The sequence below is a fragment of the Peribacillus sp. YIM B13481 genome (assembly GCF_042787985.1).
Lineage (GTDB): Bacteria > Bacillota > Bacilli > Bacillales > DSM-1321 > Peribacillus > Peribacillus simplex_A.
Genome location: NZ_JBHZPE010000007.1, coordinates 100,275 through 116,654 on the forward strand (window position 1 = coordinate 100,275; position 16,380 = coordinate 116,654).

15 protein-coding genes are annotated in these 16,380 nt (G+C 39.3%); 12 read left to right on the forward strand and 3 right to left on the reverse strand.

The window, feature by feature from the left end:
• Positions 1–165 precede the first annotated feature (165 nt).
• Both ACFX4X_RS07095 and pyc read left to right on the forward strand, forming a co-directional pair.
• Positions 166–447, forward strand: coding sequence for an Fpa/YlaN family protein (locus ACFX4X_RS07095; RefSeq protein ID WP_034313996.1), 282 nt, complete (start codon positions 166–168; stop codon positions 445–447).
• 615 nt (positions 448–1,062) lie between these two features.
• Positions 1,063–4,500: a pyruvate carboxylase gene (gene pyc / locus ACFX4X_RS07100; RefSeq protein ID WP_377382670.1), complete on the forward strand. Its 3,438-nt coding sequence runs from the start codon at positions 1,063–1,065 to the stop codon at positions 4,498–4,500.
• Between the two features lie 183 nt (positions 4,501–4,683).
• Here the strand turns inward: pyc and ACFX4X_RS07105 are convergent, their stop codons facing one another.
• The gene (locus ACFX4X_RS07105; RefSeq protein WP_089362391.1) at positions 4,684–5,670 is read right to left on the reverse strand and encodes a COX15/CtaA family protein; all 987 of its coding nucleotides are present in this window, start codon (positions 5,668–5,670) and stop codon (positions 4,684–4,686) included.
• A 605-nt stretch (positions 5,671–6,275) separates the two neighbouring features.
• On the opposite strand from ACFX4X_RS07105, the gene cyoE reads away from it, so the two are divergent.
• The 7 genes from cyoE (at position 6,276) to ACFX4X_RS07140 (ending at position 13,189) form a co-directional block, all read left to right on the forward strand.
• Positions 6,276–7,214, forward strand: a complete 939-nt coding sequence (gene cyoE / locus ACFX4X_RS07110; protein WP_284471329.1) for a heme o synthase — start codon at positions 6,276–6,278, stop codon at positions 7,212–7,214.
• A gap of 263 nt (positions 7,215–7,477) precedes the next feature.
• The gene (gene coxB / locus ACFX4X_RS07115) at positions 7,478–8,560 is read left to right on the forward strand and encodes a cytochrome c oxidase subunit II (protein ID WP_284471328.1); all 1,083 of its coding nucleotides are present in this window, start codon (positions 7,478–7,480) and stop codon (positions 8,558–8,560) included.
• Between the two features lie 24 nt (positions 8,561–8,584).
• The gene (ctaD, locus tag ACFX4X_RS07120) at positions 8,585–10,456 is read left to right on the forward strand and encodes a cytochrome c oxidase subunit I (RefSeq protein WP_284471327.1); all 1,872 of its coding nucleotides are present in this window, start codon (positions 8,585–8,587) and stop codon (positions 10,454–10,456) included.
• Positions 10,456–11,085, forward strand: a complete 630-nt coding sequence (locus ACFX4X_RS07125; protein WP_061462295.1) for a cytochrome (ubi)quinol oxidase subunit III — start codon at positions 10,456–10,458, stop codon at positions 11,083–11,085. Before ctaD ends, ACFX4X_RS07125 begins: the two co-directional genes overlap by 1 nt.
• A 3-nt stretch (positions 11,086–11,088) precedes the next feature.
• Entirely contained in the window at positions 11,089–11,424 is a 336-nt protein-coding gene (gene ctaF / locus ACFX4X_RS07130) for a cytochrome c oxidase subunit IVB (RefSeq protein ID WP_061462296.1), read from the forward strand.
• A 149-nt stretch (positions 11,425–11,573) separates the two neighbouring features.
• A complete protein-coding gene (gene ctaG / locus ACFX4X_RS07135; protein ID WP_284471326.1) occupies positions 11,574–12,476 on the forward strand; it encodes a cytochrome c oxidase assembly factor CtaG in 903 nt (300 codons plus the stop codon).
• Positions 12,477–12,727: 251 nt separating this feature from the next.
• Positions 12,728–13,189, forward strand: a complete 462-nt coding sequence (locus ACFX4X_RS07140) for a DUF420 domain-containing protein (RefSeq protein WP_061462298.1) — start codon at positions 12,728–12,730, stop codon at positions 13,187–13,189.
• A gap of 109 nt (positions 13,190–13,298) precedes the next feature.
• Here ACFX4X_RS07140 and ACFX4X_RS07145 read toward each other — a convergent pair whose 3' ends face one another.
• Entirely contained in the window at positions 13,299–13,661 is a 363-nt protein-coding gene (locus ACFX4X_RS07145) for a YugN family protein (protein ID WP_061462299.1), read from the reverse strand.
• Positions 13,662–14,006: 345 nt separating this feature from the next.
• Here ACFX4X_RS07145 and ACFX4X_RS07150 point away from each other — a divergent pair, with 345 nt between their 5' ends.
• A complete protein-coding gene (locus ACFX4X_RS07150) occupies positions 14,007–15,041 on the forward strand; it encodes a CAP domain-containing protein (protein ID WP_284471325.1) in 1,035 nt (344 codons plus the stop codon).
• Positions 15,042–15,421: 380 nt separating this feature from the next.
• Here the strand turns inward: ACFX4X_RS07150 and ACFX4X_RS07155 are convergent, their stop codons facing one another.
• Positions 15,422–15,544 (reverse strand): hypothetical protein, encoded by a 123-nt coding sequence (locus tag ACFX4X_RS07155; RefSeq protein WP_377382673.1) that lies wholly within the window; start codon positions 15,542–15,544, stop codon positions 15,422–15,424.
• A 120-nt stretch (positions 15,545–15,664) separates the two neighbouring features.
• Between ACFX4X_RS07155 and ACFX4X_RS07160 the strand changes: the two genes are divergently transcribed.
• Together ACFX4X_RS07160 and ACFX4X_RS07165 are read left to right on the forward strand one after the other, a co-directional pair.
• A complete protein-coding gene (locus ACFX4X_RS07160; protein WP_061462300.1) occupies positions 15,665–16,096 on the forward strand; it encodes a YlbD family protein in 432 nt (143 codons plus the stop codon).
• Between the two features lie 12 nt (positions 16,097–16,108).
• Positions 16,109–16,351, forward strand: coding sequence for a YlbE-like family protein (locus ACFX4X_RS07165; protein ID WP_061462301.1), 243 nt, complete (start codon positions 16,109–16,111; stop codon positions 16,349–16,351).
• Positions 16,352–16,380 lie beyond the last annotated feature (29 nt).

Sequence of the window (16,380 nt, forward strand, 5' to 3'; positions counted from 1 at the left end):
TCACATCTGCACGATGGTGAACAATTTCTATATCTGGCTATTTTCAGCTGAGGGGTGTGTGTGCTATCTCGATGGTAAATTGTTTGTCAATGTCCTTGCTTTTTCATAAAACTAAAGGTAGAATTTAAGGATAAGATTTAATCGCTCTGAGCGGGGGGATTTAACATGGCATCTGATATGCTTGTCAATCATCGAGAAAAAGCTTATGCTTTATTAAAAGCAGATGCTGACAAGATTCTAAAACTGATAAAAGTTCAAATGGAAAATCTCACTATGCCTCAATGTCCTTTATATGAAGAGGTACTTGATACACAAATGTTCGGCCTATCACGAGAAATTGATTTTGCCGTACGCTTAGGCTTGGTAGAGGAAACCGAGGGCAAATCTCTTTTGGAAACCCTTGAACAGGAATTGTCAGTTTTGCATGAAGCATCATTAAAAAAATAATAAATAAAACATACTAACTCAAACAAATCTCGATGATTGTTTGAGTTTTTTATTTATGTACATCTATTAGTTGAAAGTGTTATACTATATTAAATAATGTCATACTAATTAAATGTGCATATGTTTAATGGGGCTTTTTTATTTTTTGTTTTTTGAATTTTCAATGTACGGTTTAATCCCATCGACTCTTTCATTCTAGCATTTAAACCTGGTGGTGGCATTGTTGAATTAACAATCGATCCGTTAGGCGGAAGAACAGCGAATTCCTTGTGTTTACCTACGAATGTTCGTAATTTTTCATTTTTTTATTGTATTCAGTTTATTTTAGTATTATGGTTATATTAATTGTATTTTAAATCCAACTGATTACCTTTTGATAATATATTATAATAACTAAATTTTCTTTTGCTAATTTGGTAAGGTTCCTATTTTGTATTTATGGATGAAAAAACGAAAATATTAATATATATCGAAATAATTACATTAGCAAGAAAAAGAGCCTTATCAGATCGGTCTCCCTTTTGGGGAAATAAACTTATGAATAAAAAGTGGTGAATCTATCACGCTTTTTTTCTATATATTCAATAAAAATACATATTGATTAGGGTGGTAGCAATGGGGAAACGTATAGAAAAAGTACTTGCGGCAAATCGTGGAGAAATAGCGATACGAATTTTTCGGGCATGTACGGAATTAGACATTCATACAGTTGCAATCTATTCGAAGGAAGATTATGGTTCTTATCACCGATATAAAGCGGATGAGGCATATTTGGTTGGGGAAGGCAAAAAGCCGATTGATGCATACCTGGATATTGAAGGCATAATCGCGATTGCCAAAATGAGCGGAGTTGATGCGATTCATCCCGGTTATGGTTTCCTTTCAGAAAATATTGACTTTGCGAAACGTTGTGAGGAAGAAGGAATCATCTTCATCGGACCAGAATCAAGACACCTAGATATGTTTGGTGACAAAGTGAAAGCTAGAACACAAGCTGAACTAGCTGATATTCCGGTCATCCCTGGTAGCGAGGGACCGGTGACCAATGTTGAAGAAGTAAAGGAATTTGGAAAACAATACGGTTTTCCAATTATTATAAAAGCATCTTTGGGCGGCGGCGGACGTGGAATGCGGATTGTCGAAAAAATCGAAGAAGTTGAAGAGGCATATGATCGCGCAAAATCAGAAGCTAAAGCAGCCTTTGGTAACGATGAAGTCTATGTAGAGAGATTCATACAGAATCCAAAGCATATCGAAGTTCAGATTTTGGCTGATACTCATGGGAATATCGTCCATCTGTATGAACGTGACTGTTCTGTTCAAAGAAGGCATCAAAAAGTTGTGGAAGTGGCACCTTCCGTATCCCTTTCCGAGGATTTAAGGGAAAGGATTTGTGAGGCAGCGGTCAAGTTGGCGAAGAATATTGATTATGTAAATGCTGGTACGGTCGAGTTCCTTGTGGCAAATGGCGAATTTTACTTTATTGAAGTCAATCCACGGGTGCAGGTTGAACATACCATTACTGAAATGATTACGGGCATTGATATCGTTCAATCTCAAATCATGGTAGCCGAAGGGCATGAGCTCCATGGCAAAAAGATCGGGATCCCCGAACAAGCAGGGATTAAAACGCATGGATACGCAATTCAATCACGGGTGACCACTGAGGACCCGTTGAATAATTTCATGCCTGATACCGGGAAAATGATGGTATATCGTTCCGGTGGAGGATTTGGTGTCCGTCTGGACGCTGGGAATGGATTCCAAGGTGCAGTCATCACACCATATTATGATTCCCTTCTCGTTAAACTTTCTACTCATGCACTTTCATTTGAGCAGGCAGCTTCTAAAATGGTTCGTAACCTTAAGGAATTCAGGATTCGTGGAATTAAAACAAATATCCCCTTCCTTGAAAATGTTGTTAAACATGAAAAATTCATAAATGGGGAATACGATACATCATTCATCGATTCAACACCGGAATTATTTAGCTTCCCAATCAGAAAAGACCGTGGGACCAAAATGCTTTCATATATCGGAAATGTAACTGTGAATGGTTTCCCAGGCGTCGAGAAAAAGAAAAAACCTGTTTTCGATCCAGCTCCAATTCCGAATGTTGGTGGCCTGCCGCTTATCTCGGGTACAAAAAATATACTTGAACAGCAAGGTGCAGAGGGACTGATCAATTGGATTAAAGAACAGAAAGAGGTATTGATCACAGATACGACTTTCCGTGATGCACATCAATCTTTACTGGCGACGAGAATTAGATCGAAGGATATCCTTGATATCGCTGAGCCTACAGCAAAACTCCTTCCTGATTTATTTTCAATGGAAATGTGGGGCGGGGCAACTTTTGATGTCGCTTATCGATTCTTGAAAGAAGATCCATGGGACAGGCTGTTAAGTTTCAGGAAAAAAGCACCGAATGTCCTTTTACAAATGCTTTTAAGGGCTTCAAATGCAGTTGGTTATAAAAATTACCCTGATAATGTCATTCGTGAATTCGTCGAGAAATCAGCGGATGCTGGCATTGATGTTTTCCGGATTTTCGATAGTTTAAACTGGGTTAAAGGGATGGAAGTGGCTATTGATGCAGTCCGTCAATCCGGCAAAATTGCGGAAGCGGCCATTTGTTATACCGGGGATTTGAATGATCCATCACGCAGTAAATATAATATCGGATACTATAAAAATATGGCGGTGGAATTAGAAAATGCCGGTGCCCATATTTTAGCGATCAAGGATATGGCTGGCCTCTTGAAACCGGATGCTGCTTACCGACTTGTATCGGAACTGAAAGAAACTACATCCCTTCCTATCCATTTGCATACTCATGATACAAGCGGAAATGGAATTTTCATGTATTCAAAAGCGATTGAAGCTGGTGTGGATATCGTTGATACGGCGATTGGGTCTTTAGCTGGCCTTACTTCGCAGCCAAGTGTACAAACGCTTCATTATGCTCTGGAGGGGTCAAGCAGACAGCCTAAATTGGAAGTCGATTCACTAGAGCGGTTAGGCGAATACTGGGGAGAGGTAAGAAAATTCTACCATGACTTCGAAAGTGGCATGAATGCACCTCATACAGAAGTGTACAAACACGAGATGCCTGGCGGTCAATATAGTAATCTGCAGCAGCAAGCTAAAGCTGTGGGGCTGGGAGATCGCTGGAATGAAGTGAAAGAAATGTACCAGCGCGTCAATGCAATGTTCGGAGATATCGTAAAAGTAACGCCTTCATCCAAAGTTGTAGGAGACATGGCCCTATTCATGGTGCAAAATAACCTTTCTGAAGAAGATGTTCTGACAAAAGGCAAATCCATCGATTTCCCTGATTCAGTCATAGAGTTATTCGAAGGTTATCTGGGTCAGCCTGTTGGTGGATTCCCTGAAGAGCTTCAGGAGGTTATCCTGAAAGGGAAAAAACCTATAACAGTAAGACCGGGTGAATTATTGGAGGAAGTGGACTTTACTTCCCTTAAAGAAGAATTATTCAAGGAATTGGGACGGGCTGTCACTGATTTCGATGCGCTTGCATACGCCCTATATCCAAAAGTGTTCTTGGACTACAATAAAACAATTGAGCTGTTTGGAGATGTTTCCAACCTTGATACCGCGACTTTCTTATATGGTATGAGGCTAGGTGAAGAAATCGAAGTTGAAATTGAAAAGGGTAAAACGCTCATCGTTAAATTAGTTTCAATCGGTCAACCATTGGCTGATGGAACACGGGTCGTGTATTTTGAGTTGAATGGTCAATCACGTGAAGTGATCATCAAGGATGAAAACATTAAATCTTCCGTTATATCAAAAATGAAAGCTGACCCTAAAAATAAAGAACAAATCGGTGCGACAATGCCAGGTACGGTTATTCGTGTAGTAGTAGAGAAAGGCGATCAGGTCAAACAGGGTGATCACCTGATCATTACGGAAGCGATGAAAATGGAAACTACCGTACAAGCGCCATTCTCTGGGACCATTAAAGACATCTATGTAAAAGATGGAGAAGCGATCAGTACTGGTGATTTATTGATTGAAATAACTAAGTAATATCGTGACTGTGAGCTTGTAAATGATTTCGGGTATAAATGGTATGCTTGAGGTTTCAAGCTGCTCTGTACCCTCTTTTAGGCAATGTAGGGTCACTCGAGTCTCTCTTTAAGGTAAAACAAAAACCACCATAATGGTGGTTTTTGTTTTACCTTATTATCTTATTGATTGAACAATCAGACATTAACGGGCGGGTATCGTTGGCGTTATATCGTGTTCACCCTGCCTTTTGACCGTGTGGGTGGGGCTCCCTTTTTGCTTGGCCAGGGCATTTTTTTTGCTTCTTGAAGTCAGTAGCATCAAATAGCTCATTACACCAAAAAAGCAGGCAATGAATAAAGCGTGTGCCAATGCGATATATAAGTTCTGCCTTGAGAAAATTATAAAGGCCCCAGCGGTAACCTGTAAAAAAACGAGAATGAATGCAGCAATCCAACCGCCATACAACACTTTTTGATCCCTGTAATATTTTTTTGCAATATAAGCCACATAGGAAACCCAAATGAAAATAGCGCCAGCAATTGCACGGTGCCCCATCTGAATCCACTCATAAAGGTTGGAGGGGAGCGCGAGGCTGTCATTTACACATAAAGGCCAATCCTTACAGATTAGACTGGATTCCGTATGCCTTACAAGAGCACCCGTATATACGACTACCAGACAAAAAATCAATACGCCAATAATATGGAATTTCATTCGTTTATCAACTATAAGTTTTTCGGCTTCGAACTTCTTGTCGACTTCAAAAATCAATAGTGTCAGTAAAAAGACGGCAGCAAAGGAAATGAGTGATATGCCAAAATGAAGGGCAAGGACGAAATCAGATTGAGACCAAAGGACGGCAGCAGCTCCAATCAACCCTTGTAATAACAGAAAACCAAAAGAAAGGACGGATAAGAAACGTGCTTCACGGATATGGCCGATTTTTCGCCAGGACAAATACGATAAAATTAAAACCAAGAAACCCCCGGCACCTGATACGAGTCGATGTGAAAGCTCAATGACCAATTCTAACGTGATTTTGTCTGGGATCAATTGGCCATTGCATAATGGCCAGGACCTGCCGCATCCCATGCCGGAATCCGTCTTCGTGACTAAAGCTCCACCCAGTAAGATGAAAAGCATTACAATCGTAGTTAAAACAGCAAACCATTTAAGAGACGATTTCACTAGTAGTCCCACCTTTTTCTCTGTAGCCAAATTAGGTTGTTCAATAAAATTAATAATAGCATAAGATTTTTCATAATATTTGTCGAACTTCCTCGATATTACACAATTTAGAATGATTTTACAAGTTCAGTTAATAACATTGCTATTAATTAAAATGCCGGAAATAGTTGAAAGTTACAAAAGACTTTGATAGAAATAAAGGGAGTGTAAACCTTCAAGTAGGACCAAAATAGGGACAGAGCCTAGGGGATGATGATAACAGCATACTATTCATGTTCTTGATGAACATCTAACAAGTGAATTGAAAGTATTGAGACACAAATTGGTCAAAAAATAACCGAAAAATTTTCACAAAACCTTCCAAAAATGTGTTTTAATATATTGAAGAAATGATTTTACTAAATTTTACTGTTTTTAAGCATGATATTAAGAATGATAGCTCTCGATGGATTCCATTTACAACGGCCATTGGTAAATAATTTACTTTTTGTGTACGCTTCCTTGGTTACAAATATCAAAAAGTATGAAATAATGTTCTATAGCATATGTAAGTAAGTATTTTTTGCATTTGCGTCTGTGCTGAATGATTTAAAGGAGGAAAACAAATGTCAGAAACAAGGGGTTTGTCAGATGCTGTCATGAAGGACAGTAAAGCCGCCCTTCAATCGGATATACCGGAAACAACAGCTTGGAAGGATTTTCTCGCACTTATAAAAGTGGGGATTGTCAATTCAAATATAATTACAGCTTTTACCGGCGTATGGTTAGCCCTTCATTTTTCGGGGCTTAGCTTCTTAAGTAATCTTGATGTAGTGTTTTATACACTTGCAGGTTCGGCGCTCATAATGGCAGGTTCCTGCAGTTTCAATAATTATTATGACCGTGATATCGATCATTTAATGGAAAGAACGAAAAACCGGCCAACGGTAACTGGTAAAGTACAGCCTTCAAAGGTATTGGCGTTAAGCTTTGGCTTAATTGCTGCAGGACTGGTATTGCTTGCTTTGACTAATATGACAACTGCTATACTTGGTGCATTCGGCGTCTTCGCCTATGTTGTCTTATATACCATGGTTTTTAAACGGAGATATGTCTCGAATACGATAATAGGCAGTATATCAGGAGCGGTACCTCCACTTATCGGGTGGGCTGCCGTCGACCCGAGCCTTGATACGATCGCTTGGGTCCTGTTCGCGATCATGTTCTTGTGGCAGCCTCCTCATTTTTATGCACTTGCAATGAGGCGTGTCGAAGAATATCGTGCAGCGGGGGTACCAATGCTTCCGGTTGTAAAAGGGTTCAAGGCCGCAAAAAGATCAATCATGTTATGGATCGTCTGTTTAATGTTCGTTCCATTCTTTTTAACTCCATTAGGAACTCCACTGGTTATTCTTGCTGCATTATTGAGCACAGGTTGGCTTATTTTGGGGATTAAGGGGTATAGGAAGAAAGATGATGTTAAATGGGCTACATCCATGTTTGTTTATTCTTTAAATTATATGACCATTTTATTTGTAGCCATGGTTATAGTCACACTCATCTAGTTTTTGTTAAATAAAAGTTGCTGCGCGGCCTGTTTTTTTACAGGCTGCAGCTTCCTTATATATAATGCATTGACCGCCATTCATACATATTAACGGAGAACTTCAACAGGATCATTCATAAGGGTGGTTACATGAATCATCATAATAATTCCTTAAATTAGGGATTCTTTCTTTTTTAGAAATTGACATAGAGAGAATATTCGCAATTGCGCCCATTTTTATTTTTGTGAGAAAATTTTGACGAAAGAGGGGTTTCTGAAGCTATGAAAAAAAGGCTGCACAAATGGCGCCTAATTGCTTTGCTGGGAATTGTAGGACTTGTCCTTTCGGGCTGTGGCGAACCATTTCTATCCGCACTGAAGCCAGCAGGCAATGTTGCGCAATCTCAGTATGACTTACTGATATTGAGTACACTAATCATGGTTCTGGTAATTATTGTTGTGATTATTTTGTTCGTTGTAGTTTTACTGCGCTTCCGTCGGAAGAAAGGCGACGAAACAATACCGAAACAAATTGAAGGAAGTCATAAACTTGAAATTATCTGGACTGTTATTCCTATCCTTCTTTTAATTGTTCTGGCTGTTCCAACCGTCGTCACTACATTCGACCTAGCTGACACAAAGGCAATGGATAAGAAAGATAAGGATGGAAAAACGAAGGATGCCCTTGTCGTGAATGTTAGGGCAAATCTTTATTGGTGGGAGTTTGAATATCCTGACCTTGGCGTTGTCACAAGTCAAGATTTGGTTGTGCCTACCGATCAAAAAGTGTACTTCAATCTTACTGCTTCTGATGTTAAGCATTCATTCTGGATACCGGCTGCCGGAGGAAAGATGGATACAAATACAGATGGGGTCAATCAGTTTTTCTTAGAATTCGATAGTGAAAAGGCAGAAGATTCGAACAACTTATTTTACGGGAAATGTGCTGAACTTTGCGGTCCTTCCCATGCCTTGATGGATTTTAAGGTCGTACCGAAGTCTAAAAGCGACTTTATAGCTTGGACTAAAGATATGAAAGCCGCGAAAGAACCTGTCGTGGAAGGTGATCTAGCAAAACAGGGTGAAGATGTCTTTAATCAAAGTTGTATAGGTTGTCATGCGGTGACACCAAATGACAGCAGGCCTGAGGCTGCTCGTCAGGCACCGAATCTGGCTACATTCGGTGAACGTCAAAAAATAGCTGGCGTATTGGATCACACGGAAGAAAATGTGAAAAAATGGATCAAGGATCCTGAGAAGTATAAACCGGGTAACACAATGACCGGTACTTACGGCCAACTTTCAGATTCAGATATTAATGCACTGGCTGCCTATCTTTTAGAGCTTAAGGTGGAAGAAAAATAGAACATTGATTAAGGAGGTTAAATCGTGAGTACGTACGCTAATAAAAAAGGATTTGGCGCTACGATTTGGGATTATCTGACGACGGTAGACCATAAGAAAATCGCCATTTTATATCTTATCTCTGGCGGGTTATTCTTTGTAATCGGCGGTTTGGAAGCGATGTTTATCCGTATCCAGCTTGCAATCCCAAATAATGACTTCGTAAGTGCCGGATTTTATAATGAAATTTTGACCATGCACGGTACGACAATGATATTTCTGGCGGCCATGCCATTAGTATTTGCTGTTATGAATGCGGTTGTACCATTACAGATAGGGGCACGTGATGTTGCGTTCCCATATTTGAACTCATTAGGTTTTTGGTTATTTTTCTTTGGGGGAATCTTTTTAAATCTTTCATGGTTTTTAGGGGGCGCTCCTGATGCAGGCTGGACATCGTATGCATCACTTTCCCTGCATTCCGAAGGCCATGGCATTGACTTTTATGTCCTCGGACTACAAATATCGGGTTTTGGAACACTAATTGCAGGGATCAATTTCCTTGTAACCATTATTAATATGCGTGCGCCTGGTATGACATATATGCGTATGCCGCTGTTTACATGGTCAACTTTCGTTGTTTCTGCATTGATATTATTCGCTTTTCCTCCGCTTACCGTGGGATTGGTGTTAATGATGTTCGATCGGATGTTTGGCGCGAATTTCTTTGATGTAGCAGCTGGAGGAAATACGATTATTTGGGAGCATTTATTCTGGATATTCGGTCACCCGGAAGTATATATTCTTATTCTTCCAGCGTTCGGTATTTTTTCAGAAATTTTTGCTACATTCTCCAGAAAAAGATTATTTGGTTATTCATCGATGGTTTTTGCAACCGTATTAATCGGTTTCTTAGGTTTCATGGTTTGGGCCCATCATATGTTTACCACAGGTCTAGGTCCTATTGCCAATGCAATCTTTGCCGTAGCGACTATGGCTATCGCTGTACCAACTGGTATTAAGATATTCAACTGGATCTTTACGATGTGGGGAGGAAGCGTTAAGTTCACGGTCCCGATGCTTTATGCAGTTGCCTTTATTCCTACTTTTACAATGGGTGGCGTGACAGGTATCATGCTTGCATCAGCACCTGCTGATTATCAATACCATGATAGTTATTTCGTTGTTGCCCATTTCCACTATGTAATCGTCGGTGGGGTTGTATTAGGTTTACTGGCTGGAATCAATTTCTATTGGCCGAAAATGTTTGGAACTATGTTAAGCGAAAAATTGGGGAAAATCACATTTTGGACGTTTTTGATTGGTTTCCATTTAACATTCTTCATCCAACATTTCTTAGGTCTGATGGGGATGCCTCGTCGCGTATTTACATTCTTGGATAATCAAGGTCTCAATACAGGTAATATGATTAGTACTGTTGGAGCCTTTTTGATGGCATTTGGTGTCTTGGTTATGGTCATAAATATAATCATTACATCTGTGAAAAATGAAAAAGTCGGAAATGATCCATGGGGAGATGGCCGTACGCTTGAATGGGCCATTCCATCACCACCGCCTTTTTATAATTTTAAACAATTGCCGCTAGTCCGCGGATTAGATCCTTATTGGGTTGAAAAAATGGAAGGTAAAAAGGAAATGACTCCTGCAGAACCACTTGGGGATATCCATATGCCAAATTCATCCATTCTTCCTCTGACGACTGCTTCCGGTTTATTTATAGCCGCATTCGGTGCTTTATACCATATGGATGATAAGTCGTGGACACTGCCTATTATCATTGTTGGACTTTTGGTGACATTTGGTTCAATGTTTATCCGTTCCGTTAAAGACGATCATGGATACCATATTCATAAAGAAGAGCTTATGGACGATAAAGACAAGGGAGGTAAGGCATAATGCAAGCAGATGAAAGATTCACGGATGCTACTTGGCCTGCTTCTCCCGAGAAAGCGACTTTAGAAGGTAAAAATAAGTATTTGGGATTCTGGTTGTTTCTTGGTGGAGAGACGGTATTATTCGCCTCACTATTTGCAACTTACCTTGCATTGAAGGATAAAGTTCCAAATGGTGACGCAGCCCTAGCGAAAGACTTATTCGAGCTACCGCTTACTTTTGTTGCAACCATGCTATTATTGATCAGTTCATTGACTAGTGTGTATGCGATGTATCATATGAAAAATAACCACTTTAAACAAATGCAGGCATGGCTTGTTATTACGGTTGCCCTTGGTTTTGGTTTCTTAGTCCTCGAGATTTATGAATTTAATCACTATGTTCATGAATTCCATCATACATTTACGAGTAGTGCCTTCGGCTCTGCGTTTTATACTTTAGTTGGTTTTCACGGAGGACACGTTGCTTTCGGTTTGCTTTGGATCATAACTCTAATGGTACGTAATGCAGGAAGGGGTTTGAATTTATATAACGCTCCTAAATTTTTTGTTGCGAGTCTTTATTGGCATTTCATTGACGTAGTCTGGGTGTTTATCTTTACAGTCGTATACTTAATGGGAATGGTGGGATAACTGATGGCGAATGAACAATCAAATTCAGCGAACCCGAATGTCGATTTAAAATATCGCCGTAAGAAAAATGCTGAAGAGATGAAACATCAAGTGATAACATTTATACTAATGATTTTCTTTACATTACTTGCTTTTGCTGCAGTAGGAATCGAAGGGTTTTCACATTGGTTCATTAAACCAGTCATTTTGTTACTGGCAGTCATACAAGTGGTTTTCCAATTGTATTATTTTATGCACATGAAGCACAAAGGGCATGGTACCATTGCATTGTTTTTATTTTCTGGCCTTGCAGTCGGCTTAATAACTGTCCTTGTTTTCACAACGATCGTTTGGTTATAAACCATAAGAAAATCGGCTATTGAATGATAGCCGGTTTTCTTTATGTGTTGATTTACTAGAAAAAGAATCCAAGTTTATCTATATTTGTTATCATGTATCATTTTAGTTATAATGAAAGTAAGAAAATTGTTTTGAACGAGGTGATTTTTTTGTCTATTGATATTTTCGGATTTCGCGCTTTGTGGAGTCCTTATTATTTTGCCGCCCTCGTACTTATAACCCTTGGCTATTTTTTGTTTGTGACAAAAAAAGGGAAGGCGTTTTCAGGCAGTTCACCGCTTTCCGTTAAACAGACAACTTATTTTTTAACAGCCATGTTCCTGCTTTATGTGGTAAAGGGTTCGCCACTGGATTTATTGAGTCACATTATGTTCAGTGCCCACATGTTTCAAATGGCATTGCTCTATCTTGTGATTCCGCCTTTATTTATCATTGCGATTCCGGATTGGCTATTGAGAACTTTCATAAATTCAAGGGGAGTGAAGGCGTTATTTCAATTTTTCACGAGACCGCTTGTCGCCCTTTTACTATTTAATGTTCTTTTCTCGTTGTACCATATCCCGTTAGTGTTCGACTTTATCAAAACGGGGATGTGGATACATGCCGGATATACGGTGCTATTATTTACGACTGCAGTTTTGATGTGGTTCCCACTTGTCAATCAATTGCCAGAACACGAAAGTCTAACAGGTGTAAAAAAAGTAGCTTATATTTTCGGGAGTGGCATTTTAATGACCCCAGCTTGCGCTTTAATCATTTTTGCTAATGATCCGATGTATGATACGTTTACCAATGCGGAATCTTGGGCAAGTGCCATGGAACTTTGCGTTCCCGCTTCAGCACTGTCGAGTTTGACACTCAGCGGTCCAGAAATGTTCAATGGACTGCCATTGCTTGAGGATCAACAGCTTGGTGGGGTTCTTATGAAGGTGATCCAAGAAATCGTATTAGGCTATGTATTAGGTATCATTTTCTTTGCTTGGTTCAAAAAGGAGAATGGCGGACAAAATGAAATCGATCCGATACCTTCGGAATTTCAGCATGTGGAATAGGTGTACCATAAAAGACTTGTCTTGGGGGGGAGGCAAGTTTTTTATATGTTGTCATTGCCTGCTAGGTTTTACCGGTGACGATTGTAAATGGTTATCGAATTATCAATTTCTAAGCAAATAGCCAGTGTTTTGTCTTGGATATCACCATAAAAGTGAGCATTCTGTTAAAAATACTTGATTTTATTGAAATTTATGATTACCTTTTATAAAATGGTAGTTGATTAATAAATAAAGAGAGGACTACAATTCATATGTCTTTACCAATCCTTCCAACTATAAGTACAGCCTTCATTGTATTAAGTGCCATCACTGTTGCAATAGGCTGGTATCAAATTAAACAACGCAAAATCGAGACTCATAAAAAAACCATGATGGTAGCTGCGGTTTTTGCGGTAATCTTTTTCACTATATATCTTACTCGTACGGTCTTTATTGGCAGTACGTCATTTGGTGGACCGGATGACATTAAAATTTATTATACGATTTTTTTAATCTTCCATATAACACTTGCTACAACTGGAGCTGTTTTGGGGATCATCATGCTTACCACTGGGTTTAAAGGTAAATTCGCCATTCATAAAAAAATCGGACCTACGACAAGCATCATTTGGTTTTTCACTGGGATTACTGGAGTAGCCGTTTACATCCTGCTTTATGTCATTTATCATGGCGGCGAAACAACATCTTTAATAAAGGCGATCCTAGGATTTTAAAATGATGAAGAAGCCTGATGCAAAAAAAAGCATCAGGCTTTTGTAATGGAAAAAAAGAGAGCATCACTCATGATCCGCTCCCTTGTACCGCACTTTTTACTAACGGCTTTTACAGGCCGGTGAATTGTGTAAGTTCTTCTTTGATCTGAGCGAGGATTTTTTCACTTTGTTTAACTAATGATGCAGGGAAGTCCTCCCCTTCGCCATATTCAACCCCGTGTGGATAATAATGTTTTCCTAATAGAGGAACCATTAGTTTGATGACGGCTCTGTGAGCGCCTACATCGCCCTCTGTAGCATAGCCAAGTATTCGCAGGTAAAACGTTCCTTCTTTTAATTCGAACTTACGATCGTAACTGACTCTTTCGTAATCCCATTGTTCGGCACGTATTAAACCATATTGCGGCATTAGGTCATCTAATCGGTTTAAGTCGGCTGTGATGTTTTCGATTCCAAAGCTTTCAAATTTCACGAGTAGTACCTCCTATGTTTCTATTGGGAATTAAAATGACATACCGGAAAAAATATTATGTACATGAATATATTAAAAATCTCCAAGTATGTTTATAATATACCATTTTATCCTATATTTTATAATAGTACGAAATGGTGGAAGTTGCAATGAACTCAACCACGGTATTTTAATGATTCACAAAAGTTCCACTTTAAAATAAATTTAATGAAGGGGCAGTCTATCGTAAATTAGAAAATTATGATTGAACAGTGATATAATCAGGACAGAATGGTTTTTGCATTGGATACATAAATTAGATTAGAGAGAGGGAGTGTTCCTCTGCGCAGATTAGGAAAGGTTTTGGTGTTAATCGTTATTTTTTTCGTAATCGGTATTTATCTTAATATCGGCGATGAAAATGAAGGTAACCCTCTTATTGATGGTAACAAAGGCGTTAACCCCAATGGACATATAAATGAAAAAAGTACTTCTTCCGAAAAAGAAGGGGTGACTAAAGTGACAGAAGGTCTGGGAGTAACAATTGGAAAAAAGGCAAAAGAAATAGAAAAGGAATACGGTAAGCCGGATCGAATTGATATGTCCGCCTATGGATATGAATGGTGGGTTTATAAAAAGGACTATAACAATTATTTTCAACTGGCCGTAGAGAATGGAAAAGTGGTATCTGCTTATGGAATCGGTGATAAGGTTAATGTCGCTCCTTTTAAAATTGGACAATCGATTGATGCCATCTATTCCAGCTTATATGTAGAACCTACTGTTGATATTGAAGTTGGCGACAGTTCCTATCGTTTTGAATTGTCGGAGGAAGATATGAACATGAGGCCTTTGATTGATCTAGGGAACATTTATGTTCAGCTTTATTTGGATAAATTCACAGGGACTGTTTCAAGCGTCCGATTTTTGAATGATTCCGCCCTATTAAAACAAAAGCCGTATGAATTGACCTATCATGGTAAACTTGTGACCGTCAAGGAACTTTCTAAAGAAGACTTGGCGAAAGTGGAAGGTGGCAATGAGCAGCAAATTTTCGATATTACAAATATAATGCGCAGCAGGTTTAAACTTAATCCTTTAGAATGGGATGGTCCAACTGCTGAGGTTGCCTACCTTCATAGCCGGGAAATGACGGACGCTCCTGAAGGAACCCATGTTTCTGAAACAAAAGGGGATTTGGAAAAACGTCTCGATGCAGGTCATGTTAAATACAAGGCAGCAGGTGAAAATATTGCGGCTAATTATGTGGACGCGGCTGCAGTCATGGAGGGCTGGCTAAATAGTAAAGGGCATCGGGATGCGATGCTGAACGAGGAATTTACAGGTCTGGGTGTTGGGGTTTATAAAAGGTATTACACCCAGAATTTTATAAAAAAATAAAAAAACGGATCCGTTTGGGGTCCGTTTTCTTGTTCTAAAAAATTTCCTGTCTATACAGCATAAAGTTCCCCGTCATCATGGTTGACCTTCCCCTCGATGATGATCGTTTTACTACCTCTATTATTAATTTACTCGTACACTTTAATCGATCACCATTGGAGGGTTTCACATATCGAACTTGGAAATCCGTAGTAACGGAACCCTTGTGGACATGTTGAGTTTGCAAGGCACCCATCCCCGAATCTATCAAGGTAGCAATCATGCCCCATATGTAATTTTCAATACATTATGTACAAGAGGGGTTTTTTAGGCATGATCATTGTAAGTGTCTTCCCCTGTTTGCAATTTTTAATTGCAGTAGGTTAGAAATACAAGAATATTTACTTTGGGTCTCTTTTGGCTTTTAGATCTGAGTCAATTCCAGATAAAACCGATAACTCCGTTTCATCTACAGACTGAACCGGGTTCTGGGAATCCTTGTTTAATTCACTTGTATTCGGCATGAAAATACATCCTTTTTTACTATATGAAATCCAATTGCATTTGAAGCGGAATTTGATGCACATTTTATTTGCTTATAGCATATGGTGCAATAGGCGATGTCTAAGTGTGAGGTGAGAGTAATGGCAAAAAGAAAGCGCCCCTCCGTCGATCGATTTCGGGAGTTTGTCAAGGAGCATCCTTTTTTAGTGAATGAAGTGAGAAACAAGCAAGCAACATGGCAGGAACTTTTTGAAGAATGGTATTTACTCGGAGAAGATCATCCACGCTGGCAGGCTGATGTAAGCGTGGATAAGTCCAAAGTGAATTCAGAAGCCCCATCACCGCCGGTAGAAAAGGGAGACCAAAGTACTGAGTTGATCGGTTCGTTAATGAGTGCAGTTAAAAATATGGATATGGGCCAGATTCAACAATATATTACAAATGCCAATCAGGCCATTGGTGCAATCCAAGGAGTGCTATCTGCTTTCCAAGGGAATAAATCAGAAGATACCAGTCCCCCTAAAAAAGAAAGAGAGCAGAGAGCTAACCCTTTTTTATTCACTAAAGATTAAGGAGGGTTTTTCATGCGTCAGAATATATATGAATTCATTCAAACGAATGATGATATGCGAAATTACTTGAGGATTCAACCTGCCTGGTACAAAAGGTTAATGCGTAATCCTCATGAAGTGGATGTATTTGAAACTGAAGCGAAATATTTTTTTGAGAAGTCTATTCCACATCGGGTTTCTAAATTTTCGGAAAGCGTCCAGGTTGCCTCCATGATGCTTCATATGTTTCAAGCGATGAATGCTCCAGGTGAATGAAGAAAAAAAGAGTAAATTACTCCTTTTGG